At 67.1% G+C, this 25,857-nt stretch carries 22 protein-coding genes; 5 read left to right on the top strand and 17 right to left on the bottom strand.

The features are described 5' to 3' along the window. Positions 1-71: 71 nt before the first annotated feature. On the top strand, positions 72-401 hold the full coding sequence (locus BN3560_RS00495; RefSeq protein WP_096226562.1) for a type II toxin-antitoxin system MqsR family toxin: 330 nt from the start codon (positions 72-74) through the stop codon (positions 399-401). After that, positions 395-823, top strand: a complete 429-nt coding sequence (locus BN3560_RS00500; protein ID WP_227115570.1) for a type II TA system antitoxin MqsA family protein — start codon at positions 395-397, stop codon at positions 821-823. The genes BN3560_RS00495 and BN3560_RS00500 overlap by 7 nt, the downstream gene beginning before the upstream one ends. 17 nt (positions 824-840) lie before the next feature. Here BN3560_RS00500 and BN3560_RS00505 read toward each other — a convergent pair whose 3' ends face one another. After that, the gene (locus tag BN3560_RS00505) at positions 841-1,344 is read right to left on the bottom strand and encodes a GNAT family N-acetyltransferase (protein WP_096226564.1); all 504 of its coding nucleotides are present in this window, start codon (positions 1,342-1,344) and stop codon (positions 841-843) included. Between the two features lie 98 nt (positions 1,345-1,442). On the opposite strand from BN3560_RS00505, the gene BN3560_RS00510 reads away from it, so the two are divergent. After that, the gene (locus tag BN3560_RS00510; protein ID WP_096226565.1) at positions 1,443-2,168 is read left to right on the top strand and encodes an AAA family ATPase; all 726 of its coding nucleotides are present in this window, start codon (positions 1,443-1,445) and stop codon (positions 2,166-2,168) included. A gap of 3 nt (positions 2,169-2,171) precedes the next feature. Here BN3560_RS00510 and BN3560_RS00515 read toward each other — a convergent pair whose 3' ends face one another. From BN3560_RS00515 to BN3560_RS00550, 8 genes are all read right to left on the bottom strand, one after another. Further along, positions 2,172-2,504 carry a type II toxin-antitoxin system PemK/MazF family toxin gene (locus BN3560_RS00515; RefSeq protein WP_157780519.1) on the bottom strand — a complete coding sequence of 111 codons (333 nt, stop codon included), beginning with the start codon at positions 2,502-2,504 and terminating at the stop codon, positions 2,172-2,174. Further along, the gene (locus BN3560_RS00520) at positions 2,501-2,800 is read right to left on the bottom strand and encodes an AbrB/MazE/SpoVT family DNA-binding domain-containing protein (protein WP_096226567.1); all 300 of its coding nucleotides are present in this window, start codon (positions 2,798-2,800) and stop codon (positions 2,501-2,503) included. The genes BN3560_RS00515 and BN3560_RS00520 overlap by 4 nt, the downstream gene beginning before the upstream one ends. A gap of 127 nt (positions 2,801-2,927) precedes the next feature. Beyond that, positions 2,928-6,152, bottom strand: a complete 3,225-nt coding sequence (carB, locus tag BN3560_RS00525) for a carbamoyl-phosphate synthase large subunit (RefSeq protein WP_096226568.1) — start codon at positions 6,150-6,152, stop codon at positions 2,928-2,930. After that, a complete protein-coding gene (gene carA, locus BN3560_RS00530; protein WP_096226569.1) occupies positions 6,145-7,518 on the bottom strand; it encodes a glutamine-hydrolyzing carbamoyl-phosphate synthase small subunit in 1,374 nt (457 codons plus the stop codon). Before carA ends, carB begins: the two co-directional genes overlap by 8 nt. Before the next feature lie 259 nt (positions 7,519-7,777). Further along, positions 7,778-8,494, bottom strand: a complete 717-nt coding sequence (locus tag BN3560_RS00535; protein ID WP_096226570.1) for a molecular chaperone TorD family protein — start codon at positions 8,492-8,494, stop codon at positions 7,778-7,780. A 15-nt stretch (positions 8,495-8,509) separates the two neighbouring features. Further along, positions 8,510-9,370, bottom strand: a complete 861-nt coding sequence (gene nrfD, locus BN3560_RS00540; RefSeq protein ID WP_096226571.1) for an NrfD/PsrC family molybdoenzyme membrane anchor subunit — start codon at positions 9,368-9,370, stop codon at positions 8,510-8,512. Beyond that, the gene (locus BN3560_RS00545; RefSeq protein ID WP_096226572.1) at positions 9,371-10,000 is read right to left on the bottom strand and encodes a 4Fe-4S dicluster domain-containing protein; all 630 of its coding nucleotides are present in this window, start codon (positions 9,998-10,000) and stop codon (positions 9,371-9,373) included. Between the two features lie 12 nt (positions 10,001-10,012). Continuing rightward, positions 10,013-13,111 carry a molybdopterin dinucleotide binding domain-containing protein gene (locus BN3560_RS00550; protein ID WP_157780520.1) on the bottom strand — a complete coding sequence of 1,033 codons (3,099 nt, stop codon included), beginning with the start codon at positions 13,109-13,111 and terminating at the stop codon, positions 10,013-10,015. A gap of 243 nt (positions 13,112-13,354) precedes the next feature. On the opposite strand from BN3560_RS00550, the gene BN3560_RS00555 reads away from it, so the two are divergent. After that, entirely contained in the window at positions 13,355-14,869 is a 1,515-nt protein-coding gene (locus tag BN3560_RS00555) for a helix-turn-helix transcriptional regulator (protein WP_096226574.1), read from the top strand. A gap of 70 nt (positions 14,870-14,939) precedes the next feature. On the opposite strand, the gene BN3560_RS00560 is transcribed toward BN3560_RS00555, so the two are convergent. The 5 genes from BN3560_RS00560 to BN3560_RS00580 form a co-directional block, all read right to left on the bottom strand. Beyond that, positions 14,940-15,572, bottom strand: coding sequence for a molecular chaperone TorD family protein (locus BN3560_RS00560; RefSeq protein ID WP_157780521.1), 633 nt, complete (start codon positions 15,570-15,572; stop codon positions 14,940-14,942). Positions 15,573-15,715: 143 nt separating this feature from the next. Then, complete coding sequence (nrfD, locus tag BN3560_RS00565; RefSeq protein WP_096226576.1) at positions 15,716-16,657, bottom strand: NrfD/PsrC family molybdoenzyme membrane anchor subunit; 942 nt, start codon at positions 16,655-16,657, stop codon at positions 15,716-15,718. A gap of 5 nt (positions 16,658-16,662) precedes the next feature. Next, positions 16,663-17,286: a 4Fe-4S dicluster domain-containing protein gene (locus BN3560_RS00570; protein ID WP_087189709.1), complete on the bottom strand. Its 624-nt coding sequence runs from the start codon at positions 17,284-17,286 to the stop codon at positions 16,663-16,665. Positions 17,287-17,301: 15 nt separating this feature from the next. Continuing rightward, positions 17,302-19,533, bottom strand: a complete 2,232-nt coding sequence (locus tag BN3560_RS00575; RefSeq protein WP_096226577.1) for a molybdopterin dinucleotide binding domain-containing protein — start codon at positions 19,531-19,533, stop codon at positions 17,302-17,304. Positions 19,534-19,644: 111 nt separating this feature from the next. Continuing rightward, positions 19,645-20,418: a molybdopterin-binding domain-containing protein gene (locus tag BN3560_RS00580; RefSeq protein WP_087189707.1), complete on the bottom strand. Its 774-nt coding sequence runs from the start codon at positions 20,416-20,418 to the stop codon at positions 19,645-19,647. Between the two features lie 245 nt (positions 20,419-20,663). On the opposite strand from BN3560_RS00580, the gene BN3560_RS00585 reads away from it, so the two are divergent. After that, positions 20,664-22,172 (top strand): response regulator transcription factor, encoded by a 1,509-nt coding sequence (locus BN3560_RS00585; RefSeq protein WP_096226578.1) that lies wholly within the window; start codon positions 20,664-20,666, stop codon positions 22,170-22,172. A gap of 44 nt (positions 22,173-22,216) precedes the next feature. Here the strand turns inward: BN3560_RS00585 and BN3560_RS00590 are convergent, their stop codons facing one another. The 3 genes from BN3560_RS00590 to BN3560_RS00600 form a co-directional block, all read right to left on the bottom strand. Continuing rightward, on the bottom strand, positions 22,217-23,200 hold the full coding sequence (locus BN3560_RS00590; protein WP_096226579.1) for a PDDEXK family nuclease: 984 nt from the start codon (positions 23,198-23,200) through the stop codon (positions 22,217-22,219). Between the two features lie 433 nt (positions 23,201-23,633). Beyond that, positions 23,634-24,926 carry a dihydroorotase gene (locus BN3560_RS00595; RefSeq protein ID WP_096226580.1) on the bottom strand — a complete coding sequence of 431 codons (1,293 nt, stop codon included), beginning with the start codon at positions 24,924-24,926 and terminating at the stop codon, positions 23,634-23,636. Continuing rightward, the gene (locus BN3560_RS00600; RefSeq protein WP_087189704.1) at positions 24,910-25,854 is read right to left on the bottom strand and encodes an aspartate carbamoyltransferase catalytic subunit; all 945 of its coding nucleotides are present in this window, start codon (positions 25,852-25,854) and stop codon (positions 24,910-24,912) included. The genes BN3560_RS00595 and BN3560_RS00600 overlap by 17 nt, the downstream gene beginning before the upstream one ends. Positions 25,855-25,857 lie beyond the last annotated feature (3 nt).

Here is a 25,857-nt window from a genome sequence, read left to right on the forward strand (position 1 = left end):
GGCGACATGCCCAGCCCTCTTGCAATTCGCGTGCCCGTTCCGTATACTGCAGATGGTAGCAAGGTGCTACCATGAAAGGGAAGGAGCCGCGCCACGACCTCGCAGAGGTGAAACGGTTGGTCCGGGAGGGCCGGTACAGCGCTTCGAAGAAGAGCACGTCCTGGCTGCGAAACCACGGTTTCAGCCCAATCCTCGCGCGACGCATAATCCTTTCCCTTCAGGAAAAAGAGTTCGTGAAATCGCTCAAGTCGAGACGCGACGACGGCTCTTGGGCGGACGTGTATTGCTGCGACTACAATGAAGATGGCGTCTCCGTCTGCTTATACGTGAAGTTCATCGTCGAAGGCGACGTAGCTACCGTCATGCTCATGTCGTGCAAGGAATGGGGTTGCGCATGGTAATGATGACAAAGTGCCCAGTGTGTGGCGGCAAGATCATGGATATCCATGGACCGATCGAGTGGGACGTCAAAGGCGAGCAGATCGTCGTAGACGATGCCGACTACTGCCTGTGCGCCAGCTGCGGCGAAATCTACCTCGAAGGAGGGATGGATGGCATCATCCACCGGCGCGCGGTCGACCAGTACAAGCGCGACAACGGGCTGCTCTCGGGCGACGAGGTGAGGGAGCTCCGGCAGGCCCTGGGACTCTCGCAGGCCAAGTTCGAGAAGCTCATCGGAGCGGGGCCGAAGACAGTCGTGCGCTGGGAGAGGGGCTCGGTGTTCCAGAACCGCACCGCCGACACGCTCATGCGCGTCGTGCGCGACTTCCCCGAGGTGGCCGCCTACCTGATGAAGCGCGTAGACGAGCCGCACGCGTCGTGACGCGCAGGAGCGGCTGCTCAGTCGAGCGCCTTCGCATAGCAGGCCTCGAGCAGGCGCTCGCCCGCGATTTCGACGGCGTTCTCGCGCTCGATCAGCTGGAACCCGCGCTTCTCGTAGAAGGCGCGCGCGGACGCGTTGTCGGCGAGCACCCAGAGATAGGCGTCCTCGAAGCCCTCGGTTGCGAGCGCCTCGAGCGCCGCACCGAGCAGCTTCGAGCCGATGCCGCGCCCCATGCGCTCCGGTTGCACGTAGAGCGACACGACCTCGCCCCATCCCGCGAACGCCTCGACGCGGGCGGGCCCGTAGGTGCACACGCCGACTATCTCGCCGCCTTCGCGGGCGACGAACGTGCGATCGACGCTCTGCTCAAGGCCCAGCTGCCAGAACCCTTCAGACAGCGTGTCGAGAAAGTCCTGCGGCACGATGCCCCAGTAGGCGTGCCGCCAGCTGCGCACGTACACGCGCGCCACCGCTGCCAGATCATCGTCCGCTGCGAGCCGTTCAACTTCGATGCCGCTCATTCCCTATCCTCCCGCCTATCCGCGCGTCATGCGAGATGGCGCTTTTGGAGCTATAGTAGCATTTGCGAAAAGACATAAGCGGATGAGAGGAGCACGCCATGCGCGACAACGTCTTCGTCACCTCGCTCGCCATCGACTGGGCGGACGTTCCCGACAAGGGCGTCTATCCGTTCAACGTGCCGGCCATCGCGAGCCTGCGGGCGCTCGACCTGGGACAGCCCATCACGTTCTTCTGCGGCGAGAACGGCACGGGCAAGTCGACGCTGCTGGAGGCGATGGGCATCGCCTACGGCCTCAACCCCGAGGGCGGCTCGCGCAACTACACGTTCTCCGTGCACGACGGCCATTCTGAGCTCTGCGACCACGTGCGCCTGCTCAAGGGCATCTGCCGGCCGCGCGACAGCTTCCTCGTGCGCTCCGACACGCTGTTCAATCTCATATCGGAGATGGACGCGCTCGAGGACGACCAACGCTACTTCGGCGGACGGTCGCTGCACGCCCGCTCGCACGGCGAGGGCATCCTCGCGCTCGTGTCGCGCCGCTTCGGCGGCGAAGGCTTCTACGTGCTCGACGAGCCCGAGACGGGGCTCTCGCAGCTGGGGCAGGTGGCGCTTCTGGCCGAGATCGTGCGGCTGGCCAACGCGGGGTCGCAGCTGGTCGTGGCCACGCACTCCCCCATCCTGCTCTCGGCGCCGGGGGCGGTCATCTACCAGTTCGAGGACGAGGTGCGCCGCGTAAGCCTCGAGCAGACCATGGAATGGGACGCCCTCCACCGCTTCCTGGAAGACCCCGACCGCCTGCTCGCGGAGTTCCTGAACAGCTAAGGATTAACGCAGCTCCAGCATTCCCCGAATGGAAGCGAGGATAGAGCGCACGGTTTCATCGTCTGCGCATCCGAAGTACTCGTACCCGCGTTGCCTTACGTCTATGGTCCGCAACAACTCCACGCAGGCGAAGCCTATTGAGCGCCCTGAGCACTTCGCAGGCAAATGAAGCGGGTACCCGTTGTCCTTGGTGGTTGTCGGCACGACGGCAACCAGGTTCGCACGCGAATTGAAACCGTAACCGCTCACCACAACAGCTGGACGGATCTTTGCCGGCTCATGGCCGATCGACGGGTTGAAATCGACCATGATGACATCGCCTTGCTCGAGGATCACGGAATCACCTCGGCGCCCAAGTCCTTGCCCCAATCGCATTCCCCTGGTTGGTAGTCCCCCGTGTATCCCGCAAAAAGCTCGTCCATGGAAACATAGGGGATATCTCGATAGGCGCGATGCTCGGCTTCCTCGGGACGAACGAGCATGAACGAGCCGCGCTCGTCATGTCCGAGGCTCATCGTCAAGCGCGCGCCCACATCGATCCCCATGCGCTCGCACATGTCCTTGGGAATGCGGACGGCACGCGACGTGCCCCAGGCGCAAAGCTGCGTTACCTTGTCGGCGATCCTTGACATCCACGCACCTTTCTAAAGATATCTTTATAGATATCTTATCACCGATCGTGCTGTATGGCAAGCTCCATGCGTGGTGCCGGCAGCTGCTGACGAGCGAAGCTGCCGGCACTAGGTCATCCGCGTCTCCCTACCCCCACTGGGGCAGGTCTTGCAGGGCCACGACGGACAGGCCGTTCGCGCGGGCCATCTCCATGCCGGCAACCATGGCCTGGGCGCCGGCCAGGTTCGTGACGTGGGTCACGCCGTGCTTCACGGCCTCGAGGCGCAGCTCGTAGCCGTCGGCGCGCGTGGCATGGCCGAACGGCGTGTTGATCATGAGCGCTATCTCGCCGGCGGCGATGCGGTCGAGCACGTTGGGGGCGCCCTCGTGCACCTTCTTCACTTCCTCGCAGTCCACGCCCGCCGCGCGCAGGGCGCGGGCCGTGCCTCCCGTGGCCACCACCTTGAAGCCCAGGCGCACGATGTCGCGCGCGATGGACACGATGGCGCGCTTGTCGCGGTCGCACACGCTGATGAACACGGTGCCGCCCTCGGGCAGCGCGTAGCTGATGGCCAGCTGCGTCTTCGCGAACGCGGCCGGGAAGTTGCCGGCGATGCCCATGACCTCGCCGGTGGACTTCATCTCGGGGCCGAGCACCGTGTCCGCGCCGGGGAAGCGGCCGAAGGGCATGACGGCCTCCTTCACGCTGTAGTGCTCGAGGCGCCGGTCGTCGGGAGGCAGGCCCAGGTCGGCGATCCTCTCGCCCGCCATGATGCGCGCGGCCATCTTCGCCAGCGGCACGCCGGTGGCCTTGGACACGAACGGCACGGTGCGGCTGGCGCGCGGGTTGGCCTCGATGATGTAGATGACCTGGTCCTTGATGGCGAACTGGATATTGATGAGGCCCACCACGCCCAGGCGCAGCGCCAGGTCGCGCGCGACGCTTCGCAGCTGCGACACCAGCGCCTCCGACAGCGCGAACGGCGGCGTGCAGCAGGCCGAGTCGCCCGAGTGGATGCCGGCCATCTCGATGTGCTCGAGCACGCCGCCCACGTACACCGCCTCGCCGTCGCAGAGCGCGTCGAGGTCCACCTCCACCGCCCCCTCGAGGAAGCGGTCGAGGTACACCGGGTGGTCGGGCGATATCTTCGCGGCCTCGGCCATGTACTTCTCCAGCTGCGCGCCGTCGTAGACGATGCCCATGCCGCGCCCGCCCAGCACGTAGCTGGGGCGCACGAGCAGGGGGAACCCTATCTGGTCGGCCACGACGCAGGCCTCCTGGTAGGTGGAGGCCATGCCGGCGGCCGGGTAGGTGATGGCCATCTCGTCGAGGATGGCGCTGAAGCGGTCGCGGTCCTCGGCCAGGTCGATCGCCTCCGGCGAGGTCCCCATGATGGGTACCCCCGCCTCCGCGAGCGCGTTCGCCAGCTTGAGCGGCGTCTGACCGCCCAGCGTGACCACCACGCCGTCCGGGCGCTCGACGTCCACGATGTCCATGACGTCCTCGAACGTGAGCGGCTCGAAGTAGAGCTTGTCGGACGTGTCGTAGTCAGTGGACACGGTCTCGGGGTTGCAGTTCACCATGATGGTCTCGAAGCCGGCCTCGGCAAGCGCGTAGCTCGCATGCACGCAGCAGTAGTCGAACTCGATGCCCTGGCCGATGCGGTTCGGGCCGGCTCCCAGGATCATCGCGCGCTTGCGCGTCTTCGGCGCGACCTCGGTCTCGTCGGCGTCGTAGGTTTTGTAGTGGTAGGCCGTGGAGCTAGGGAACTCGGCCGCGCAGGTGTCGACGGTCTTGAACGCCGGCCTCACGCCCAGAAGCTTCCGGCACGTGCGCACGGTGAGCTCGTCGGAGCCCGTGAGGTGCGCGATCTGCGCGTCGGAGAGGCCCATGCGCTTGAGCAGGCGGAACGCGTCGGCATCCAGCTCGTCGAGGTGCATGCCGCGCAGGTTCTCCTGCACGCGCACGATGTCGGCCATGCGCGCAATGAAGAAGGGGTCGATGCCGGTGGCCGCGCACACGCGCTCCACCGTCCAGCCGCGGCGCAGCGCCTCGGCCAGGTAGAACACGCGGTCGGCCGTGGGACGCGCCACGAGGTCGTCGAACGCCTCGCCGTCCGGCAGGCCCGCGTCCTTCCCGTCCGCGCCCAGGCCCGCACGGCCGTTCTCGAGCGAGCGCATGGCCTTGCCGAGCGCCTCCTCGAACGTGCGGCCGATGGCCATGACCTCGCCCACGGCCTTCATGCGCGTGGACAGCGTGTCGTCGGTGCCCTGGAACTTCTCGAACGCGAAGCGGGGAACCTTCACCACGCAGTAGTCGATTGACGGCTCGAAGCACGCCGGGGTGGCCTTCGTGATGTCGTTCACGATCTCGTCGAGCGTGTAGCCCACGGCCAGCTTCGCCGCCGCCTTCGCGATGGGGAACCCGGTGGCCTTCGACGCGAGCGCCGAGGAGCGCGACACGCGGGGATTCATCTCGATCACGATCATGCGCCCGTTGTCGGGGTTGACGGCGAACTGCACGTTGGAGCCGCCGGTCTCCACGCCGATCTTCTCCAGGATGGCGAGCGACGCGGCGCGCATGCGCTGGTACTCCACGTCGGAGAGCGTCTGCGCGGGGGCCACCGTGATGGAGTCGCCCGTGTGCACGCCCATAGCGTCGAAGTTCTCGATGGAGCACACGATGATGCCGTTGCCGGCATGGTCGCGCATGACCTCCATCTCGTATTCCTTCCAGCCCTCGATGCTCTCCTCCACGAGCACCTCGCCGGCCGGCGACAGCTCCAGGCCCTGGCCCACGATCTCGTGCAGCTCGGCCGGATCGTGCGCGATGCCGCCGCCCGCGCCGCCGAGCGTGAACGAGGGGCGCAGCACCACGGGGTAGCCGAGCTCGGCCACGATGGCCTCGGCGTCGGCAAGGGAGTAGGCGTAGCCCGAGCGCGACGTCTCGATGCCGAGCTCCGCCATGCACTCGTTGAAGAGCTTGCGGTCCTCGCCGCGCTCGATGGCGGCCAGGTCGCAGCCGATCATCTCAACGCCGTACTTCTCCAGCACGCCGGCACGCGCGAGGTCGACGGCCGTGTTGAGGCCGGTCTGGCCGCCGAGCGTGGGCAAAAGCGCGTCGGGGCGCTCCTTGGCGATGACCTGCTCCACGAACTCGGGCGTGATGGGCTCCACGTAGGTGCGGTCGGCCAGGCCCGGGTCGGTCATGATGGTGGCGGGGTTGCTGTTCACGAGCACCACGCGGTAGCCGTCGGCCTTCAGCACCTTGCAGGCCTGCGCGCCCGAGTAGTCGAACTCGCACGCCTGCCCGATGACGATGGGGCCGGACCCGATGACGAGGATAGTGTCGATGTCGGTGCGCTTAGGCATGGGAGCCTCCTTCCGCCCCCGCCACGGTGGCAGCCTGCTCGCCGAACGTCCAGCCGGCCAGGCGGTCGGCGGCGATATCGATGTCCAGGTAGTCCTCGCGGCCGTCCATCAGGCGGCCGAAGGCGGTGAACAGGTAGTGCGCGTCTGTGGGCCCGGGCGAGGCCTCGGGATGGTATTGCACGCTGAACGCGGGGATGTCGAGGAAGGCGACGCCCTCGGCCGTGCCGTCGTTGAGGTTCACGTGCGTGAGGCGGATGCGGCCGAAGCGCTCGTTGTCCACGACCGGCGCGATGCCGGAGCGCGCCCAGAAGCGCAGGTCGTCCTCGTGGCCCTTGAAGCCGCCCGAGAGCTCCGGCACGAGCGCGCCCAGGCTGGGGAACAGAAGGCCGAAGCCGTGGTTCTGCGCCGTGATCTCCACGCGGCCCGTGAGCAGGTTCATCACGGGATGGTTGCCGCCGCGGTGGCCGAACTTGAGCTTCTCGATCCCGGCGCCGGCGGCCTTCGCGATCATCTGGTGCCCAAGGCAGATGCCGAACACGGGCACCTCTCCCAGCAACTTCTCCACCTGGGAGTACGTGCCCTCCACGGCCTCGGGGTCACCGGGGCCGTTCGACAGGAACACGCCGTCGGGTTCCATGGCCAGCACCTCTTCCGCCGGCGTGTCCCACGGCACGACCGTGAGCTCGTAGCCCGAGCGCACGAGGTTCTGGAGGATGGAGCGCTTCGCGCCGCAGTCGTAGGCGACCACGCGGTGGCGCGCGGACGCGGCCGGCACGACGGCGAACGCATGGCTCGCGGGCAGGTCGCCCGCGCCCACGGCGTACGGCTCCGCGCACGACACCGTGGCGGCGAGGTTCTGCCCCACGAGGGGCTCGCTCGCTCGCACCTTCGCCAAGAGGCTCGCCTCGTCCACGTCGACGGTCGAGAGCACCGCGCGCTGGGCGCCATGGTCGCGCACGTGGCGCACGAGCGCGCGGGTGTCCACGCCCTCCACGGCCACGACGCCGTGCTCGCGCAGGTAGTCGGGCAGGCTCTGCGCGCTGCGCCAGTTCGACGGCACCGCGCACATGTCGCGCACCACGAGGCCGCGCAGCGCGGGCTCTCCCGCCTGGGCGTCATCGGGGTTCACGCCGTAGTTGCCGATCTGCGGATACGTCATGGTGATTATCTGGCCGGCGTAGGACGGGTCGGTTATCACCTCGAGGTAGCCCTCGAGCGACGTGTTGAAGCAGATCTCGCCGTACACCTCGCCGGGCGCGCCGCACGCCGTGCCGCGGAACACCGCGCCGTCCTCCAGCACGAGCGCCGCCGGCCGGGGCGCGGGCTTCGACGTTCCCTCCAAGAGCTTGTTCGCTATCTCGCTCAAAATCATCCTTCCGCTCGGGCAGCATATACGAAAAAACGCCTTCGTCGGGGACAAAGGCGCACGTTATCCTGGGAAAGCTATGCTGCGCACCTTGTCGGTCTCTCCGTACCGCCTTAAAGGTCGAGGATTAGTATACGACTTTTGCAGGGATTATGAGCGCGATTTGCATTATTTTCGGTGTTTCGGCAAGAAATATGCAGTTTCGCAAAAAGGAAGCAAGCGCGGGGCCGCCGGCCCCGCGCCTGTTGATCGGCACCTTCTAGCATCGGCGACCCGCAGCTGCGCAGAGCACCATTATGCCCCGATCGACCCCACCGCATCCGCGGCCAAAGCGGCCGTGCGGGCGTAGAGGTCGTCGGCGCCGGCAGCCAGCAGGCGGGCGGCCCTCGGCAGCCAGCAGGCGGGCGGCCCTCGGCAGCCACGCGTTCGCATGCTCGCGGGCGAACTGGCGCAGCAGCTCCGACGCGCGCTCGGACGCCGCCGGGTCCTCCCCCGCCGCTTCGGCGGCCGCGCGAGCCAAAAACGCCATGAACGCGAGCTCGGCGGCCAGCGAGTCGGGGCGCAGGCTGCCCACGGCAGGGCCGAAGCCCGCGAGCGCCCGGTAGTCGAAGCCGACGGCCCGGTAGCACCTCAGCACGTGGTCGGCCCGGGCGCCCGAGACGGGCGCGTACCGCACACGGCCCTCCTCCTCGGCCGCGCCGCGCACGCTGCACTCGGAGAGCGGCACGTAGAGCGGGCCCGTCGGCACGAAGAAGCGCTCGCTGTAGCGCTGCCGCAGCGCCTCGTCGGCAACGACGCCGTCGAGGCGGCCGTCGCCAAGCGCCCGCGCCACGCGGGCCACGTCGTCCACGATCTGCGCGGAGGGCTCGTTCAGGAACGCCTCGGCGCAGGCCTCGGCGACGACGGCGAAGCCTTGCAGCTCTTCGGGCGAGCGCGCCTTCGGAGCATCCTTCATGATCGGCATCGGGTCAGCCATATTCCAGCCGCCTCCCTAGGCGAACATCGGCACGGCAGCCATGATGACGGCGTAGCGGAATGCGAAACCGCCCGTCAGGATGCACACGGCCTCGGCGACGCCAAACCAGCTGGGAGCCGCCTCGCCCTTGCGGGTACGCACGAGGGCCAGGGCAAACGGCGCCGCGAGGCCCACAGCCACGACCCCGCCCCAGAACACGACGGCATTGCTGCCGGTGAGTAGGTTCGCTACCGACTGGATCGCGTACGGAGCCGCACTGCCCGTCGTAGCGGACACCACCACCAGAAGCGCCACAAGCGCCACTACCTCGAGCACGGGCAGGACGAGCGCCACCTTGCCCGTCCAAGCAGGCAGCGCCGTGCCGCTCGGCAGCGTAAAGCGAGCTGCCAGCGCGTAGGCGGCGTAGCCCGTGTAGGCTGCCGACACCACGAACGCCACCGGCAGCACGGCCAGGTTCCACAGCGGGAACGCCGGCGCGGTGCTCAGGAGCACGCCCGTGTACAGCGACACGCCCACGCCCAACACGGCCGTCACCACCTCCAGCGCGCGCGGCACGTTGCGCTTCAGCACCAGCAGCACGCCACAGACGAACGCACCCACCAAAAACAGGCTGATGAGCACCACGCCCCAGGTCATGACAGACCCGAAGTTGCCCAGCAGGTTGAAGTAGCGCAGCGGGTTCAACAGACCCCCGCGCGCGTCGACCGCCAAGATGAGCGCGCCGAGCGCCACGGCGACGAACGCCACCGCCACGCCCGCGAGCTTTGCTTTCCTCGACGCATCATCCCTGCCTGCAGCCAGCACCGCGAACACGAACGTCCACGCGCCCATGCCGGCGAAGAACAAGTCGCAGGCGACTATGCCGTCCCAAACCATTTACTGCCTCCCCTCGTAGGGCGTCTTCACGTTGCCGCCCTTATGCACGGCGCTCACGCGCTCCATGCCCATCATCTTGTCCAAGCCCAGGTAGTGTACCGACGGGTTCATGCCCATATCGGCGAAGAGCACCTGGGCGTCGTCCGCCTCGGCAAGCCGTTTGGATACGTCGCTCTCCGGATCGTTCAAGTCGCCGAACAGGCGCGCGTGGGTGACGCACGTTCCTGCGCAAGCGGGCAGCAGGCCGTTTGCCGTGCGGTGGTGGCAGAACGTGCACTTGTGCACATCGCCCGTCTCGTCGTTGGTGTAGCGCACGCCGAAGGGACAGGCGGCCATGCAGTATTTGCAGCCGATGCACTTGCTCACGTCGATCTGCACCGTGCCGTCGTCGGCAACGTAGCTGGCGCCGGTCGGGCACACGCTCACGCACGCCGGGTTCTCGCAGTGGTTGCACAGCTTGGGCAAATTGGCGCGGCTGATGCGTCCGCCGTCGTCAACATCCCAGCTCTCCACCCACGTGTTGAATTTGGTGAGGGGTACGTCGTTCTCCTGCTTGCAGGCCACCGCGCACGCATTGCAGCCGATGCAGAGCGCGAGGTCAACGACCGTGCCCAATCTCTGTTTGCTCATGGTAGGTCCTCCTTACGCTTTCTCGATCTTGAACATGCCGCCGGAGCGCCCGGGGCACGAGGCGTCGTTGTCGGCGATGATGCCCATCACGCCGTCCACCGTGACGGTGGGGTCAAGCATCGTGGTGACGAAGGTGCCGGTGGCGATGGCGGGATTGCCCTTCACCAGCGTGCCATCCACCTCGACATCCTGGGCGCCGTAGGCTCGGTGCCCGTAGCCAAACGACGAGCTGAACGCGCCCTTCACCTGACCAGCGCGCACCATGGCCTCGCCCGTGCTCACATCTCCCAAGGGGTTCGTGATCTTCACCGTGTCGCCGTCGGCAATGCCGAGGGCGGCGGCGTCCTCCTCGTTGATCTCAACGTAGTTGTGATCGCACAAATCGCGCATGATGGGGCTGTTCGCCAGCATCGACACCGAGCGGAAACGGGGCTTGTGCTCAGAGGCCGTGAAGGGGAATTCCTCGGTCGAGAACCGGTCGGTCATGCGCGACAGGTCGCTGAACGTCTGGGGACGGTAGTGCAGCGTGCCGGGCAGACGCTCGCCGGAATAGCAGTTCTTCGTCAGCGCGCGCTTCTCGCTGTACACGAAGGCACAGTAGTTGTCCTTGTACCACTTGCTACGGCCACCGTCGCCGTAGATATAGGACATGGGCCAGTAGCGCCCGCCGCGCGAGAGCACGCTCTGCACCTTCGGCCACTCCGCCTCCGACACTGCGGCCGAAAACGCCTCGGGCAGCTCGTCGAGGCCCTGCAGGCGCGCTTCCTCGGCGGAGAGGTCCTCCACCGGCGTCTCGCCGTAGGCAAGGTTCGCCACCGCTTTCAAGTAATAGTCACACGCGTCGTTGAGCGGCCAGGCGTTGCCGTCGACATCCTTGATAGCGCCCTCTCCCCAACCGGGCAGCTCGCATGCCTTGGCCACATCTGTGAGGAATGCCTCCCAGCTGGCATGGCGTCCGTCGGCCAACTCGATGCTCTCAGGCACCTTCACCTGCCAGCGCACCGTGGAGCCGTAGCCGGTGAAGGCGGTGCCCACCTGGGGCACGCCGAAGCTCTCGTACTGGCTCACATCGGGCACGATGTAGTCGGCGTACTGAGTGCCCTCGCCCACCACCAGGTCGCATGCGATGTGCAGCGGCACGTACTCCGGGTCCTTGAAGCGCTCGATCACTTCGTCGCGCATGGCACCCGGCGTGGCCTGCAGCACGTTGTTCATCCACGTGGTGAGGATCTTCGCCTGATAGGGATAGCGGTTGACGATAGACATGAGCGTCTGTGCGTCGGAAAGCGGCGCGTTGGGATACCAAGGCAGCGCAGGGGTGGGATCCTTCTCGCCGGCCGCCACGCGATTCTTGTACTCGGCCGTGGTCTCCCACGCCTTACCGGTACGGGAGATGGCGGCGGCGTTCTTGGCCGACACGTCGGGCTTGCCCGCAATGTCGCCCAGCTTGTAGCGGGCGCCGTTGCCCATGGCCACGGGCGTCATGCTGTACGGCACGTTGCCGCCGGTCATCTGGTTCGATCCGATGAGGGCGCGCAGTGCCACCGTGCCCATGGAGGCGTCCAAACCGTTGACCGCGATGCAGGAGCCGCCGTTGGCCCAGATGCTCGTCTTCACGCCATGGTCGGTGTACTCGTACGCGATGCGCTCAAGCTCATCTACCGGGATGCCCGTGATCTCGGCGTACTCGTCCATGGTGTAGGCGCTCACCGTGTCTTTGAGCATGAGGAAGCCCGTGCGCACCTTCACGCCGTTGACCTCGCCCTCGTACTCGAGCACGCCCGCGGCGCTCTGCGAATGCGCGCTGGGCGCGTTCGTGGCTGCGTCGATGACCACGTACTGCTCGACAGGCTTGCCGGTCTTATCCTTGACGTCCGGCACCTCAATGCCGGCGTCCGCCGCGCGCATGAGCTTGCGGAAGTTCGGATGGGACTCGTCCACGATAACCAAGTAGCTGGCGTTCGTGTGCGACGCGTAGCCACCCGCCACCGCCGCCTCCTGGTTCGGAAACGCGAGGAACTGCGCGTTGTGGCGCTTGTTGTCGATAATGCTGCGCGTGAGGGCCGAGGCGAACGCGCCGTTCGTGGCCGGCTTGATAGGCACCCAGTTGATGCCGGGAATGGTGGGCGTGACCGCACCGTTTGCAAGCGTGGGATCGATGACGTCGATCTTGAGCTTGCCGGCAGCAAGGTTTTTCGTGGTGCGCTTGGCCGAGCTCTGGAAGTTGATGCCACTCGCACCAGGGAAGCCACCGAACCACAGCGCGTACTCGGCCTCTTCCGGGTCGGGCATCATAGTGTTCACGGCTTCTTGCAGAAGCGATCCGGCCCCGTTGGCACCAGCGCAGCTCGACACGTGGCCGTACTGGTTGAGCGTGCCGAACGTGGCGGCAAAGCGGCTGCTGAACGCACCGCGGCCGTCGGCGCGACCGCCGAGCATGACAAGCTGGTTCGACACGGGGCCGAGGTCGGGCTGTTCGGGGTTCATGGGCGTCTTGGTATCGCAGAGAGCCTTGAAGCCCTCGATGTCGCGATCCTCACCAATCTCGGCGAACAGCTTGCCGCCCTCCGTAACTTCTTTAATAAGCTGGTCCCAGCCGATGGCCTTCCATTTGCCCTCACCGCGGGCACCGGCGCGCTTGAGCGGCACGGTGATACGGTCGGGCTGGCTCACGGCGTCGAGCGTGCCGTTGCCGCGGCCGCACACAGTGCCGTGCAGTTGGTTACCCTTGCCGTGTGCGTAGCTCATCGAGCGGTACGCTTCCTCGAGCGGCTCCTCGTGATTCAAGTACGGATACGCGCACGCAGGGTTGTAAGGGTTGCCACCCACACCCAGCACGCGCCCGGTGGCACGATCGAGCTTCACGCGGTTGCCACACGAGCTGTAGCAGCCCACGCAACCCGAGTAGCGCACGATAACGTCCTCATTGACAGCCACGTCGCCGGTCTTGGGATCAACCTTTGCCTCGATGGGCTTACCGGTTGCCGGTGCCGGAAACGCGGTGTCTGCCGCGATGGCTGCCGAAGCCTGCGATCCTAGGCCCACGCCTGCGAGCGAGAGCGCGCCAAGCGCACCCATCGCCCCGACGAACGTGCGTCGATCTATGTTCATTTCCCCCATTCTTCCTCCTCCTAAGATATTCGGGGTTTTCCAAGCGCAGATTCTAGGAGAGCAGAAAAGCGGGCACATCACCTAGTCGAGGGATATTGATGCGGACAAGCCGTGTTTTCTGCCTCACCTGATCGAGTGATATTTACATCGCACCTGTTCAGACAATCATTACCCTCATTGTCAGACAATGGTTCCCGTCAGGGCACCGGGGCCGGTGCCCTATAATCTTCGCCGGGAGGAAACATGAGAGAATACTGCGTCCGCTACAAATCGCTCTACTTGCGTGAGACCCTCGGTTTCGCGCTCTTTCTCGCTTGGGTGTTCTGCAGCCTGTTCGGCTGCGGCCTGGCGAGTTACGAGAATTCGCCCGTCGGCGTGACAACCGTGTACAATCTGGAGCACGTGTGGATGGTCAGCGGACTGTTCGAGGCGCTCGGAGGCCTGGCGGGGATCGTGGCAGCTCGGTTCCACCCGGCGCCCGACCGGCTGCTGCACGGCCGCACGGTCGGGGTGCTGGCGCTCCTGTGCGCCGTGGCGGGCAACTACGTTACCATGGTGGCCTGGGCCGACTTTCCCGGCCTATTCTGGCAGCTCTACCCTGTGGGAGGTGCGCTCACCGGCCTCGCCATCGCACTGTTCGTGGCGCTGTGGGGCGCACGGCTCGGTTCCTACGACGAGGCGTACACGGAGTTCGCCGTGCCGCTTTCGTTCACGCTCGCCTTCGCGCTGTACTTCGTGCTGCTGCTGACGAAACAGGGGCACGAGCCCTTCTTCATAGCGCTTGCCGTCATGATAGCCGCCTCGGCATTCTTCGCGGTGCGCGAGCGCGCGGACTCGGCCGCGCCGGCCTGCACGGCGCGGCGGGATGCTCCGTGGACGGACGGGCGGCAGGGTCTGCTCTCGTTCGCAGTGCTCGTGGTGGTGTCGTGGGTGCAGGTGGCCTTCTTCCGCATCATCTCCACGCCCGAGCTCACCGGCGACCGCTTCACACACTACCTGCTGCCCTTCTCGTTCGCCTGCGTGCTCTCGCTCGTCATGTTCCTGCTGTGCCTGAGGATGTCGCGTTACCTGAACATCTCGCTGGCTTACCGCTGGAGTCTGCCGTTGTTCATGCTGAGCTATCTGCCCCTGTTCGCCGACTACGGCAATCCCGAGCTGCGCATGCTGGCCTACGCCATCAACTTCCTGGGCATGTTCGGCGTGCAGTTCGGCTGCTGGATAGGCATCTGCAAGCACCTGCACCGCTCGAACGGCGGCGCGCTGCGGCTGTTCGGCACCTATGCGCTGGCCGAGGGGATCGGCATCTTTGCCGGCTGCATCATCGGGCTGTACGTGATGGGATCGATGGACGAGCACGGCATGATGCAGGTGTCCATCGGGCTCATGGCCGCCGTCATATTCGCTGCTATGGTCACTGGGTTCAATCCCACTTGGGTGTTCAGCCGCCCGAGCGAGAGGCATGCGACGCAGGGTTCAGACCCCCTTGAGGGCACATCCGGCGCAGGCAGGCCGGACGCGCCGCCCTGCCTGCAAGAAGCTCGGACGCTGCAGGCGGCCTACGGACTCACGAATCGCGAGACGGACGTAGCCGTGCTGCTGCTGGAAGGCCGCAGCAGGCCGTTCATCCGCGACGAGCTCGTGGTGTCCATCAACACGGTGAGCACGCACGTGCGCAGCATCTTCGCGAAGTGCGGCGTGCATTCCCAGCAGGAGCTCATGGTGCTCGCGCGCAATGCCCGCAGCGCCAACGAGGACTGAGCTCCCTTCCCCTTGGCTACCTGCCATCACGCGGCGAGCCGCCGGCAGGGATCCTTTCGCGAGGGACGGCCTACTCGGCGATCGACCCCACCGCATCCGCGGCCAAAGCGGCCGTGCGGGCGTAGAGGTCGTCGTCGCCGGCAGCCAGCAGGCGGGCGGCCCTCGGCAGCCACGCGTTCGCATGCTCGCGGGCGAACTGGCGCAGCAGCTCCGACGCGCGCTCGGACGCCGCCGGGTCCTCCCCCGCCGCTTCGGCGGCCGCGCGAGCCAAAAACGCCATGAACGCGAGCTCGGCGGCCAGCGAGTCGGGGCGCAGGCTGCCCACGGCAGGGCCGAAGCCCGCGAGCGCCCGGTAGTCGAAGCCGACGGCCCGGTAGCACTTCAGCACGTGGTCGGCCTGGGCGCCCGAGACGGGCGCGTACCGCACACGGCCCTCCTCCTCGGCCGCGCCGCGCACGCTGCACTCGGAGAGCGGCACGTAGAGCGGGCTCGTCGGCACGAAGAAGCGCTCGCTGTAGCGCTGCCGCAGCGCCTCGTCGGCAACGACGCCGTCGAGGCGGCCGTCGCCAAGCGCCCGCGCCACGCGGGCCACGTCGTCCACGATCTGCGCGGAGGGCTCGTTCAGGAACGCCTCGGCGCAGGCCTCGGCGATGACGGCGAAGCCTTGCAGCTCTTCGGGCGAAAGGGGCGCTGCATCGTCCATGGGAAGTACCTCCATTGCTCCAATAGGAAAACAAGTCTGTCTGGCGCGGCAGCCGGGCGCCCTCCCGAGCGTCCGGCTGCCGCGCCGGGCAAGCCAGGCGGGGACGAGGGCCCGCAGACCCCCGTCCCCCAGCATAGCATACGCTAGGCGAACACGACTGCCAGCGCCGCCATAATCACCAGGTAGCGCAGCATGAAGCCGCCCACGAGAACGCCGGCCTCGCCCACGAGGGCGAGCGCCCTGCCCGAGCCCGCCGCCGCGGCGGCGGAGCCGTCAGGGCCGGCGCCCGGCGCCGCATCGCCGGCGGCCGCGGCTGCCTTCGGCGCCCGGGCGCCGCGGTGCGCCGCGAGCTCCAGCGCGAACGGCAGCACCAGGCCCACTCCCACGAACCCGAGCCAGAACGGCACGGCGTAGGCGCCGGACACGAGGCTCGCCACCGAGGCGGCGCCGGCGGCGGCGCCCGATCCCGACGTGCCGGCCGTCACGCCCAGCAGCACCGCCACCAGCACCAGCTCGAGCACCGGCAGGACAAGCCCGGCCTTGGAGAGCAGCGGCAGCGCGCCGGCCTCCTCGGGGGCCGCGATGCGCGTGGCCAGCAGCACCGCGGCGATGCCCGTCGAGGCGGCCGACACCACGAACAGCACCGGCAGCACGGCCATGTTCCACAGCGGGAACGCGAGGCCCGCGTCGCCCAGCAGCACGCCGGTGTAGGCGGCCACGCACACGGCCAGCACCATGCCTGCGATGTCGAGCGCCTTCGGGGTGCGCTTCTTCACCAGCAGCAGCACCAAGTCGACGATGCTCACCGCCAAGAACACGCTCAAGATGATGACGCCCCAGGCCATGACGGAGTTCAGGTTGGACACCAGCATGAAGAAGCGCAGCGGGTTGGCGAACCCGGCCTTCGCGTCGATCACCAGCACGAGCGTGCCCACGGCCACGGCCACCGGCGCGATGATGAACGCGATCCTCTTCATGCGCGCCGCCGGCTTCTTCGCCCAGTTCGTGAGCGCGCCTAAGACGAACGCCCCCGCGCCCAAACCGGCCAGGAACAGGTAAATTGCTATGAATGCATCCCAAACCATCTCGATCACCCCTCGTACGGCTTCATGACGTTGCCGCCGCGGTGGATGGCGGACGCGACCGGCATGGCCTCGGTTTCCTTGAGTCCGATATAGTACAGCGAGGGGTTGAGCCCCAGATCCTCGTACAGGACGTCGCCGCCGTCCGCCTCGGCCAGGCGCTTCGCGATGTCGCTCTCCGGGTCGTTCAGGTCGCCGAAGGTGCGGGCGTAGCCCACGCACGTGCCCACGCAGGCCGGCAGCAGGCCGACGCTCGTGCGGTGGTGGCAGAACGTGCACTTCTGCACCTCGCCGGACTCCACCTGGTAGCGCACCTGGTACGGGCACGCCGCCATGCAGTACTTGCACCCTATGCACTTGTCCTGGTCGATCTGCACCGTGCCGTCCTCAGCGCGGTAGCTCGCGCCCGTGGGGCACACCCGCACGCAGGGCGCGTCGGCGCAGTGGTTGCACTGCTTGGGAACGTTCGCCCGGGCGATGCGCCCGTCGGGCCGCTCCACGTCGAAGCTCTCGATCCAGGTGTTGAACGCGCCCAGGGGCACGTCGTTCTCGCGCTTGCAGGCCACGGTGCACGCGTTGCAGCCGATGCACAGGGATAGGTCAATCAGCATGCCAAGCTTTCTCTCACTCATGATCGCTTACCCCCTTCATGCCTTCTCGATTTTGAACATGCCGCCGCAACGGCCGGGCGAGGCCGCGTCGTTCTCCGCGATGATGCTGATGACGTCGTCGCCGGTGACGCCCGTGACCGTGGGATCGAGCATCTGGTGGATGCGCACGCCCGCGGCGATGGCCGGGTCGCCCTTGGTGGTTTGGCCGTCCACCTCGATATCCTGGGCGCCGTAGTTCTGGTGCTCGTAGCCGAACGCCAGCGCGAACGCGCCTTTCGTCTGACCCGCGCGCACCATGGCGATGCCCTCGCTCACGTCGCCGAGCGGCGTGATGGCGCGCACCTTGTCGCCGTCCTTGATGCCCAGCTCGGCCGCGTCCTCACGGTTGAGCTCGATGTAGTTGTGGCTGCACAGGTCGCGCATGACCGGGCTGTTCGACAGCATGGAGATGGAGCGGAAGCGCGGCTTGTGCTCCGAGGCGCCGAACGGGTACTCCTCGCGCGAGAAGTGGTCCTCCATGGGAGAGAGGTCGGTGAACGTCTCGGGGTTGTAGCGCAGCGTGCCGGGCAGCTGCTTGCCCGAGTAGCAGTTCTTGTTCGTCGCGCGTTTCTCGCTGTAGAAATATGCCTGGTTCTCGTCCTTGTACCCGCGGCTGCGACGGCCGTCGGCGTCGTGCACGTAGGACATGGGCCAGTAGCGCCCGCCGCGCGACAGCACGTTCTGCACCTTGGGCCACTCCTCGTCGGATACGGCTGCCTTGAAGCTGTCGGGCAGCTCGTCGAGGCCCTGGAGCTGCGCTTCCCGCGCGTCGATGTCGGCCACCGGCTCCTCGGCGTAGGCCAGGTTCGCAACCGCCTTCAGATAGAAGTCGGCGGCGTCGCGCAGCGGCCACGCCTTGCCGTCCACGTCCTTGATGGCGCCCTCGCCCCATCCGGGCAGGCCGCACGCCTCGGCCACGTCGGCCAGGAAGGTTTCCCAGCTGGCATGGCGGCCGTCGTCCAGCTTCATGCTCTCCGGCTCCTTCACCTGCCAGCGCACGGTGGTGCCGTAGCCGGTGAACGTGGTGCCCGTAGTGGGCAGGCCGAAGCTCTCGTAGGGGGTGACGTCGGGCACGATGTAGTCGGCGTACTGGGCGTGCTCGCCTACGAACACGTCGCACACGATATGCAGCGGCAGCACCTCGGGGTCGCACAGGCGCTCCACGACCTCGTCGCGCATGGCGCCCGGCGTGGCCTGGATCGTGTTGCACATGAAGGAGGTGAGTATCTTAGCCTGGTAGGGATACTTGTTCACGATGGAGAGCAGCGCTTGGCTGTCAGAGGCCGCGCCGTTGGCGAACCAGGGCATGAGCGGCTTGGGGTCCTTCTCGCCGGCTGCGACCCGGTTCTTGTACTCGTCGGTCTTCTCCCAGGCCTTCACCGTGCGCGAGATGTAGCACGCGTTCTTCGTGGAGACGTCGGGCTTACCCTCGATGGCGCCCAGCTTGTAGCGCGCTCCGTTGCCGGCAGTGGTGGGAGCCGGGCTGTTGGGCGCGTTGCCGCCGATCATCTGGTTCGCACCCACGATGGCATGGAGCACCGCGGCGCCCATGACCGTGTCGATGCCGTTGACCGAGGCGGCCGAGCCGCCCTTGTGGCAGATGCCCACGCGGGTGCCGTGAGAGGTGTACTCCTTGGCAATGCGCTCCAGGTCCTCCACGGACACGCCGGTGATCTCGGCGTACTCGTCCATGGTGTACTCGTTCACCGTCTCCGTGAGGAGCGAGAAGCCCGTGCGCACCTTCACGCCGTTCACCTCGCCCTCGTACTCGAGCGTGCCCTTGCTGCACGCGGAGTGCAGCGCCGGCTGCCCGGTGGCGGCGTCGATGACCACGTACTGCTCGACGGCCTTGCCGTCCTTGTCCTTCTCCTCGGGCGCATCGATGCCGGCGTCGGCCGCGCGCATGAGCTTGCGGTAGTTCGGATGGTTCTCGTCGACGATGACCAGGTACGTGGCGTTCGTATAGGCGCCGTATCCGCCCTCGACAGCCGCCTTCTGGGTGGTGAAGGAGATGGCGTCGGCGTTGTAGGTCTTGTCGGCGATGATCTTCTGCACGAGCGCGGCGCAGAACGCGGCGTTCGTGGCGGGTTTGATGGGTATCCAGTTGATGCCCGGGATGGTGGGCGTCACGGAACCGTTGGCGAGCGTGCAGTCGAGCACGTCGATCTTGAGCTTCCCGGCTGCGAGGTTCTTGAGCGTGCGCTTGCCGGAGCTCTGGAAGTTGATCATGCTGCCGCCTGGGAAGGCGCCCAGCCAGATTGCGTACTCGGCCTCCTCCGGCTCGGGGGTGAGGCCGTTCTTACCTGCTTGTGCCAGCGAACTCGCTGAATTGGCGACCGCTCAACTGCTGGCGTGCCCGTAGGCGTTGATCGTGCCGAACGTCGAGGCGAAGCGGCTGGAGAAGTTGCCGCGGCCGTCCGAGCGGCTGCCCAGCATAACCAGCTGGTTGGACACGGGGCCGAGGCCCGGCTCGTCGGGGTTCATCGGCGTTTTCGTGTCATGCAGCTCTTTGAAGCCCATGATCTCGCGGTCCTCGCCGATCTCGGCGAACAGCTTGCCGCCCTCCGTGACCTCCTTGATGAGCTGGTCCCAGCCGATGGCCTTCCACTTGCCCTCGCCGCGCTTGCCGGCACGCTTGAGCGGCACGGTGATGCGGTCGGGCTGGGTATAGCCGTCCAACGTGCCGTTGCCGCGGCCGCATACGGTGCCGCGCAGCTGGTTGCCCTTGCCGTTGGCGTAGCTCAAGGACTGGTACGCCTCGGTGAGGGGCGCCTCGAAGTCCAGGAACGGGTACGCGTCGGCGGGGTTGTAGGGGTTGCCGCCCACGCCCAGCACGCTGCCCGTCTCGCGGTCGAGCTTCACGCGGTTGCCGCACGAGCAGTAGCACCCCACGCAGCCCGAATAGCGCACGACCACGTCCTCGTTGACGGTCACGTCCCCGGTCTTCGGGTCGACGCTCGCCTCGACGGGCTTGCCCTTGCCCGGCGCCGGGAACGCCGACTCGGCCGCGACGGCCGCGGTCGGCTGGCCGCCGAGCGCGGCGCCGGCTACCGACAGCGCGCCCAGGGCGCCCATCGCGCCGACGAACGTGCGTCGGTCGATGCTCTTTCCCATACTCTCCTCCTCCTTATGCCAGAGAACGAACACAACAGCCTTCGAGTCTAGGCGGGAGGGCGGCGCGCTTCATCACCTGATCGAGGCGTTTTGGCGGGACAATCCCGCATAAACCCCTCACCTGATCCAGGTGAAGTTTGCATTTTACCTGTTCATACTCTAGTTAGGTGGAGTGGCAGTCGGTAGGTTGCACGCAGGGCGCAAGCGCACCTATACTATAATCAGCCGCTGGGAGGTGAGGGCGTTTGAGAGAGTACTATCGGCGGAACCTTCCGCTGTACCGGCGCGAGACCATCGGCTTCGCGCTTTTTCTGGGATGGGTGTTCTGCACGCTGTTCGGCTGCGGGCTGGCCACGCACGATGCCGCCATCGACGGCACGCTGACGAACTACAACCTGGAGCGCATCTGGATGGTGAGCGGCCTGTTCGAGGGACTCGGCGGGCTGGGCGGCATCGTGGCGGCGAGGTTCGTGGCCGATCCTGCGCGGTTCGTGCGGCGGCGCGCCTTCGGGGCCGTGGCTCTTGCATGCGCCGTGGCCGGCAACGTGCTCACCTGGCTCGCCTGGACCGACCGCTTCGGCGCCGTGTGGGCATTCCACGTGCCGGGCGGCGCGCTCACGGGCATCGCCGTGGCGCTGTTCGCCATGCTGTGGAGCGACCGCCTGGGATCCTATGACGAGGCGCACGTCGAATTCGCCATACCCCTCTCGTTCACGGTGGCCTTCGCGCTGTACTTCGTGTTGCTGCTGACGAAGCGGGGCTCCATCCCCTTCCTCGTGCTGTTGCTGGCCATGATAGCCCTCTCGTTCTGGCTCGCCTGCCGCCACGGCGGCGAGGGACGCCCTCCTGCCGCCGCGTCGCGGCCGGGGCCGCGCACGCACCGCGGGCTGCTGTCGTTCGGCGTGCTCGCATGCGTGTCGTGGGTGCAGGTGGCGTTCTTCCGCGTCGTGGCCACGCCGGAGATCATGGGCGACCGCATCGCCCACTTCCTCATACCGTTCACGTGCGCCTGCGTGCTGTCGCTCGTCATGCTGGCACTGTGCCTGCGTATGTCGCGCTACCTGAACATATCGCTCGCCTACCGGTGGAGCCTGCCGCTGTTCATGCTGAGCTACGTGCCCATCTTCATCGACTACGGCAACCCCACCCTGCGCCTCGCCGCCTACGCCATCAACTTCCTCGGCATGTTCGGCGTGCAGTTCGGCTGCTGGCTCGGCGCGTGCAAGTACCTGCGGCGCACCGGCTCGCCTGCGCTCACCGTGTTCGGCGTGTACGCGCTCGGGGAGGGGCTCGGCATCTTCGCAGGCTGCATCGCGGGGCTCTACGCCGTGCTGACGCTTGACGTGAAGGGGCTCATGGTGTTGTCGTCGGTGCTGCTCACGGCCGTGGCGTTCGCCATCATGGTCACGGGCTTCAACCCGCAGTGGGTGTTCAACCGCACCCGCGACCGCAGCGAGCGGGACGCCCCGGGCAGGCCGGGCGCGAAAGGCGGCGGGCCCGACCTGGACGCCCTGTTCGAGCAGGAGGCCCGCACGCTCCAGGCGACCTTCGACCTGACGAGCCGCGAGACGGACGTGGCGGCGCTGCTGCTGGCCGGCCGCAGCCGTCCATACATCCGCGACGAGCTCACCGTGTCCATCAACACGGTGAGCTCGCATGTGCGCAGCATCTTCTCCAAATGCGGCGTGCACTCCCAGCAGGAGCTCATCGACCTCGCCCGCAAGGGCGCCGGTACAGCTGGCGATAAGGCGTAGCACCAGAGCAGCGCCGTAGCCGCTTGCGCAGCTTGCTTCAGCCCTCACCCCACGCCCAGCCCCAGCTGACGCCTGAGCTTGAGCTTGCGCGCATGGAGGTCGTCGATGCGAAACTGCGAGCGTTTGCCGAGATGCCGCCGTATCGTGCGGGCGATTGTCTCGGTCGCCGCGAGGCTGTCGAGCTCGTCGTTGGTGACGCCGACCACCGTCCATCCCATGGCCATGAGGGCATTCGTCCTGCGAGAGTCCCGCAGGCGACTCGCCTCGCCCTCATGCGCGAAGCGGCTCTGGTACTCAACGTCGAGCTTGGCCTCCGGCCAGCACAGGTCGCACCGAAAGCTCGACCTCCCCGCGATGGCCCGCGCCGCCGGGCTCGCGCGCACCACGAAGTTCATGCGGGGGATGCCCAGGCCCTCGCCGCCCTGGCGCAACGGAAGGCCCAGCACGAGCGCCTGCTTCGTCTCGCGCGGCGAGGCAGAGCGGTCCGCCGCGTAGCGCAGGACGCGGCCGAGCTTGCCTGCGCCGGCGAGCGAGGGGTTGCGCGCGACGAAGGCGCGCAGGTCGTCCACGCAGGCGAGCGGGGGCACGTCGTAGGCCGACTCGACACCCGTGCGCCGCGTCTGGTACGTCCCGCACGCCTCGTACACCAGCTCGAGCAGGGCGATAGGGCTCTTCTCGTCCATAGCGATCTGAACGAGGGCGAGGGCGGCGCCCGCCGAGAACGCACCCTCCGCCAGACGGCAAAACTCCCTGCCCGCCAGAGGCGCCGCGCACACATGCTCGCGGCAATCGGGCGCCAAGCGTCGGTGCGCGGCCGTGCCCACGAGAACATGGACGGGCTGGTCGATGCGGACGCCGTGATGAGCCGCCCCCAGGCGCTCGACGATCTCGGCAAGCTCGGCCGCGCTCGGCGCACGGTCCGGCAGCGCACGCGAGGGACCTTGCAGCGGCGCGCGCTTGGTCGGACTCGACGTCCGCAGCAGCTGGAGCGATGTTCGATGGCTGAAATAGACCCGTGTGCCCGCCATAGGCGCACTACCCCCTCCAAACGCCCTGTTCCGAGGAGGATCTTGCAGGCGTGTGAGGGAAGCGAGGGCATCGCCGCTTCCGCATGGGCGGCCTCCATATAAGGGGCGCGCCTGCACTGGCTCTTTGATGCGCTCATCATACCACGCGAAATCATGCGTTCATCATACCGCTTGAAAAACGGACGCACGAGTCACCGTTTTGGCCGCTGTGAAGCTTTCGCACGCCTTCCACGGCTATCTCGCGACACTGCGCACCTGCCACAGGAAACGAGCCCTCGCTCGACCTGCGGTTTCTTCGAGAGCGCATTCAGGCATCAGTTCGAGGGTCCCGGCCGGGCTTCACAGCGGCCAAAACCGTGACTTCGGAGCCCCGAAAAAGCGAAGGACCGCACCGGACGTGCCCGGTGCGGTCCTTCGGCTGCTTGCAGACGGGTTACTCGACGATCGCGCCGTCCTCGAGGGTGGCGTAGCCGCCCACGTAGACGTCGGTGGCGCGACCCGTGAGCTCGGCGCCGATGAAGCCCGAGTTCACGGCCTTCGAGAGGAAGTCGGCCGCATCCACCGTCCAGGCGGCGTCCGGGTCGATGACCGTGAGGTCGGCCGTCGCGCCCGGCTCGAGCGCCACGCGCTCGACGCGCAGGATCTCACGGGGCTTCGCGGCCATGAGCTCGACGGCGCGCTCCCAGCTGATGATGCCGGGCGCGACCAGGTTCGTGATGACGAGCGCGAGCGACGTCTCCAAGCCGATCATGCCGAAAGGCGCCAGCTCGAACTCGGCGTTCTTCTCGAAGTCGTTGTGCGGCGCGTGGTCGGTGACGATGGCGTCCACCGTGCCGTCCTTCACGCCCTCGACGAGCGCGGCGGCGTCGTCGGCCGTGCGCAGCGGCGGGTTCACCTTGAGGAAGGTGTTGTAGTCGTCGCCGATGGCGTCCTCGGTGAGGAACAGGTGGTGCGGCGTGACCTCGCAGGTGACGGGCAGGCCCTCGGCCTTCGCGGCGCGCACGAGCTCGAGCCCGCGGGCGGTGGTGAGGTGCTGCACGTGCAGCGGGCAGCCCGTGAGGCGGCAGATGGCGATGTCACGGGCAATCTGGATCTCCTCGCCCTCCGCCGGCCAGCCCAGCATCCCGAGGCGCGTGGACACGACGCCTTCGTTCACTTGGCCGGCGCCGACGAGGTCCTCGTCCTGGCAGTGGCTCATCACCACGCGGTCGAACTGCGCGGCGTAGTCCATCACGCGGCGCATCATGCCCGCACCCTGCACGCCGCGGCCGTCGTCGGTGAAGGCGACGGCGCCGTGGGCCACCATGTCGCCCATCTCGGAGAGCGTCTCGCCCGCGAGGCCTTGGCTGCAGGAGCCGGCCACGTGCACGCGGCACTTGCCGACGGCCGCGGCGCGGACCTTGACGTACTCGACGCCCACCGCGTTGTCGATGACGGGCTTCGTGTTCGGCATGCAGCACACCGCCGTGAAGCCGCCGTGGGCCGCGGCGCGCGTGCCGGAAGCGATGTCTTCCTTCGTCTCGTAGCCGGGCTCGCGCAGGTGCACGTGGATGTCGACGAGGCCGGGGATGACGATCTTGCCGCCCAGGTCGCGCTCGACGCCCTTCTCCATCGCGAGGTTCTGGCCGATCTCGACGATCTTGCCGTCGCGCACGAGGATGTCGGCCGTTTCGTTCAGACCGACCTGCGGGTCGATCACGTGGGCGTTCTTAAGCAGTAAGGCCATCTTCGCTCCCTCCCAGAAGAAGATACATTTCCGCCATGCGCGTGAGAATGCCGGCGTAGACTTGATCGAGAATGACCGAGCGCTTCGGATGGTCGGCCATGTAGCTGTCCAGCTCGACGCCGCGGTTGATGGGGCCGGGATGGCAGATGAGGGCGTCGGGCTTCATGAGGGGCTCGCGCTCCTTCGTGAGGCCGTACAGCATGTTGTACTCGCGCAGCGACGGGTACGGCGCGCCTTCGAGGCGCTCGCGCTGGATGCGCAGCATGTACACCACGTCGAGGTCGGGCAGCACCTCGTCGAGCTTCGTGGTGACGTGGTCGGCGCCGAGGATGTCGGGACGCGCCGGCAGCAGCGTCGGCGGGGCAACCACCGTCACCTCGCAGCCCATGATCTTGAGCGCGGGGATGAGCGAGCCGCACACGCGGGAGTGGCCGATGTCGCCCACGACGCCCACCTTGAGGCCGGCCAGGTCGCCCTTGACCTCCCAGATGGAGTACAGGTCCAACAGCGCCTGCGTCGGGTGCTGGTGCTTGCCGTCGCCCGCGTCGATGACGTGCGCGCCGGAGACGTCGGCGATCTTGCGGGGCACGCCCGCGTGCTTGTCGCGGACGATGATCATGTCGATCTTGTAGGCGCACAGCGTCTCCACCGTGTCGACGAGGCTCTCGCCCTTCACCGTGGAGGTGGAGCTGCCGCCGAAGTTCAGGCTGTTGGCGGAGAGGCGCTTCTCGGCGATCTCGAACGAGGAGCGCGTACGGGTGGACGGCTCGTTGAACATGTTCACGACCGTGACTCCCTTGAGCGTGGGAACCTGCTTGATGCGGCGCTCGTTGACTTCCTTGAAGCGCGTGGCCGTCTCGAGGACGGTCATGATATCCTCGGCGGAGTACTCCGTGATATCGATCAGATGCTTGTGATTGAAGGCCATGCC

This window comes from Gordonibacter urolithinfaciens, from assembly GCF_900199375.1.
GTDB classification, from domain to species: domain Bacteria; phylum Actinomycetota; class Coriobacteriia; order Coriobacteriales; family Eggerthellaceae; genus Gordonibacter; species Gordonibacter urolithinfaciens.

Bases quoted from the DNA above. Each gene is read 5' to 3' on its own strand.
- BN3560_RS00595 (WP_096226580.1), bottom strand. From the start codon at position 24,926: ATGGCCTTACTGCTTAAGAACGCCCACGTGATCGACCCGCAGGTCGGT.
- BN3560_RS00590 (WP_096226579.1), bottom strand. From the start codon at position 23,200: ATGGCGGGCACACGGGTCTATTTCAGCCATCGAACATCGCTCCAGCTG.
- BN3560_RS00570 (WP_087189709.1), bottom strand. From the start codon at position 17,286: ATGAGTGAGAGAAAGCTTGGCATGCTGATTGACCTATCCCTGTGCATC.
- BN3560_RS00550 (WP_157780520.1), bottom strand. From the start codon at position 13,111: ATGAACATAGATCGACGCACGTTCGTCGGGGCGATGGGTGCGCTTGGC.
- nrfD (WP_096226576.1), bottom strand. From the start codon at position 16,657: ATGGTTTGGGATGCATTCATAGCAATTTACCTGTTCCTGGCCGGTTTG.
- BN3560_RS00575 (WP_096226577.1), bottom strand. From the start codon at position 19,533: ATGATCAACTTCCAGAGCTCCGGCAAGCGCACGCTCAAGAACCTCGCA.
- BN3560_RS00510 (WP_096226565.1), top strand. From the start codon at position 1,443: ATGCGCGACAACGTCTTCGTCACCTCGCTCGCCATCGACTGGGCGGAC.
- BN3560_RS00500 (WP_227115570.1), top strand. From the start codon at position 395: ATGGTAATGATGACAAAGTGCCCAGTGTGTGGCGGCAAGATCATGGAT.
- BN3560_RS00580 (WP_087189707.1), bottom strand. From the start codon at position 20,418: ATGGGAAAGAGCATCGACCGACGCACGTTCGTCGGCGCGATGGGCGCC.
- BN3560_RS00555 (WP_096226574.1), top strand. From the start codon at position 13,355: ATGAGAGAATACTGCGTCCGCTACAAATCGCTCTACTTGCGTGAGACC.
- BN3560_RS00560 (WP_157780521.1), bottom strand. From the start codon at position 15,572: ATGGACGATGCAGCGCCCCTTTCGCCCGAAGAGCTGCAAGGCTTCGCC.
- BN3560_RS00520 (WP_096226567.1), bottom strand. From the start codon at position 2,800: ATGTCAAGGATCGCCGACAAGGTAACGCAGCTTTGCGCCTGGGGCACG.
- carB (WP_096226568.1), bottom strand. From the start codon at position 6,152: ATGCCTAAGCGCACCGACATCGACACTATCCTCGTCATCGGGTCCGGC.
- nrfD (WP_096226571.1), bottom strand. From the start codon at position 9,370: ATGGTTTGGGACGGCATAGTCGCCTGCGACTTGTTCTTCGCCGGCATG.
- BN3560_RS00600 (WP_087189704.1), bottom strand. From the start codon at position 25,854: ATGGCCTTCAATCACAAGCATCTGATCGATATCACGGAGTACTCCGCC.
- BN3560_RS00535 (WP_096226570.1), bottom strand. From the start codon at position 8,494: ATGGCTGACCCGATGCCGATCATGAAGGATGCTCCGAAGGCGCGCTCG.
- BN3560_RS00505 (WP_096226564.1), bottom strand. From the start codon at position 1,344: ATGAGCGGCATCGAAGTTGAACGGCTCGCAGCGGACGATGATCTGGCA.
- BN3560_RS00495 (WP_096226562.1), top strand. From the start codon at position 72: ATGAAAGGGAAGGAGCCGCGCCACGACCTCGCAGAGGTGAAACGGTTG.
- BN3560_RS00545 (WP_096226572.1), bottom strand. From the start codon at position 10,000: ATGAGCAAACAGAGATTGGGCACGGTCGTTGACCTCGCGCTCTGCATC.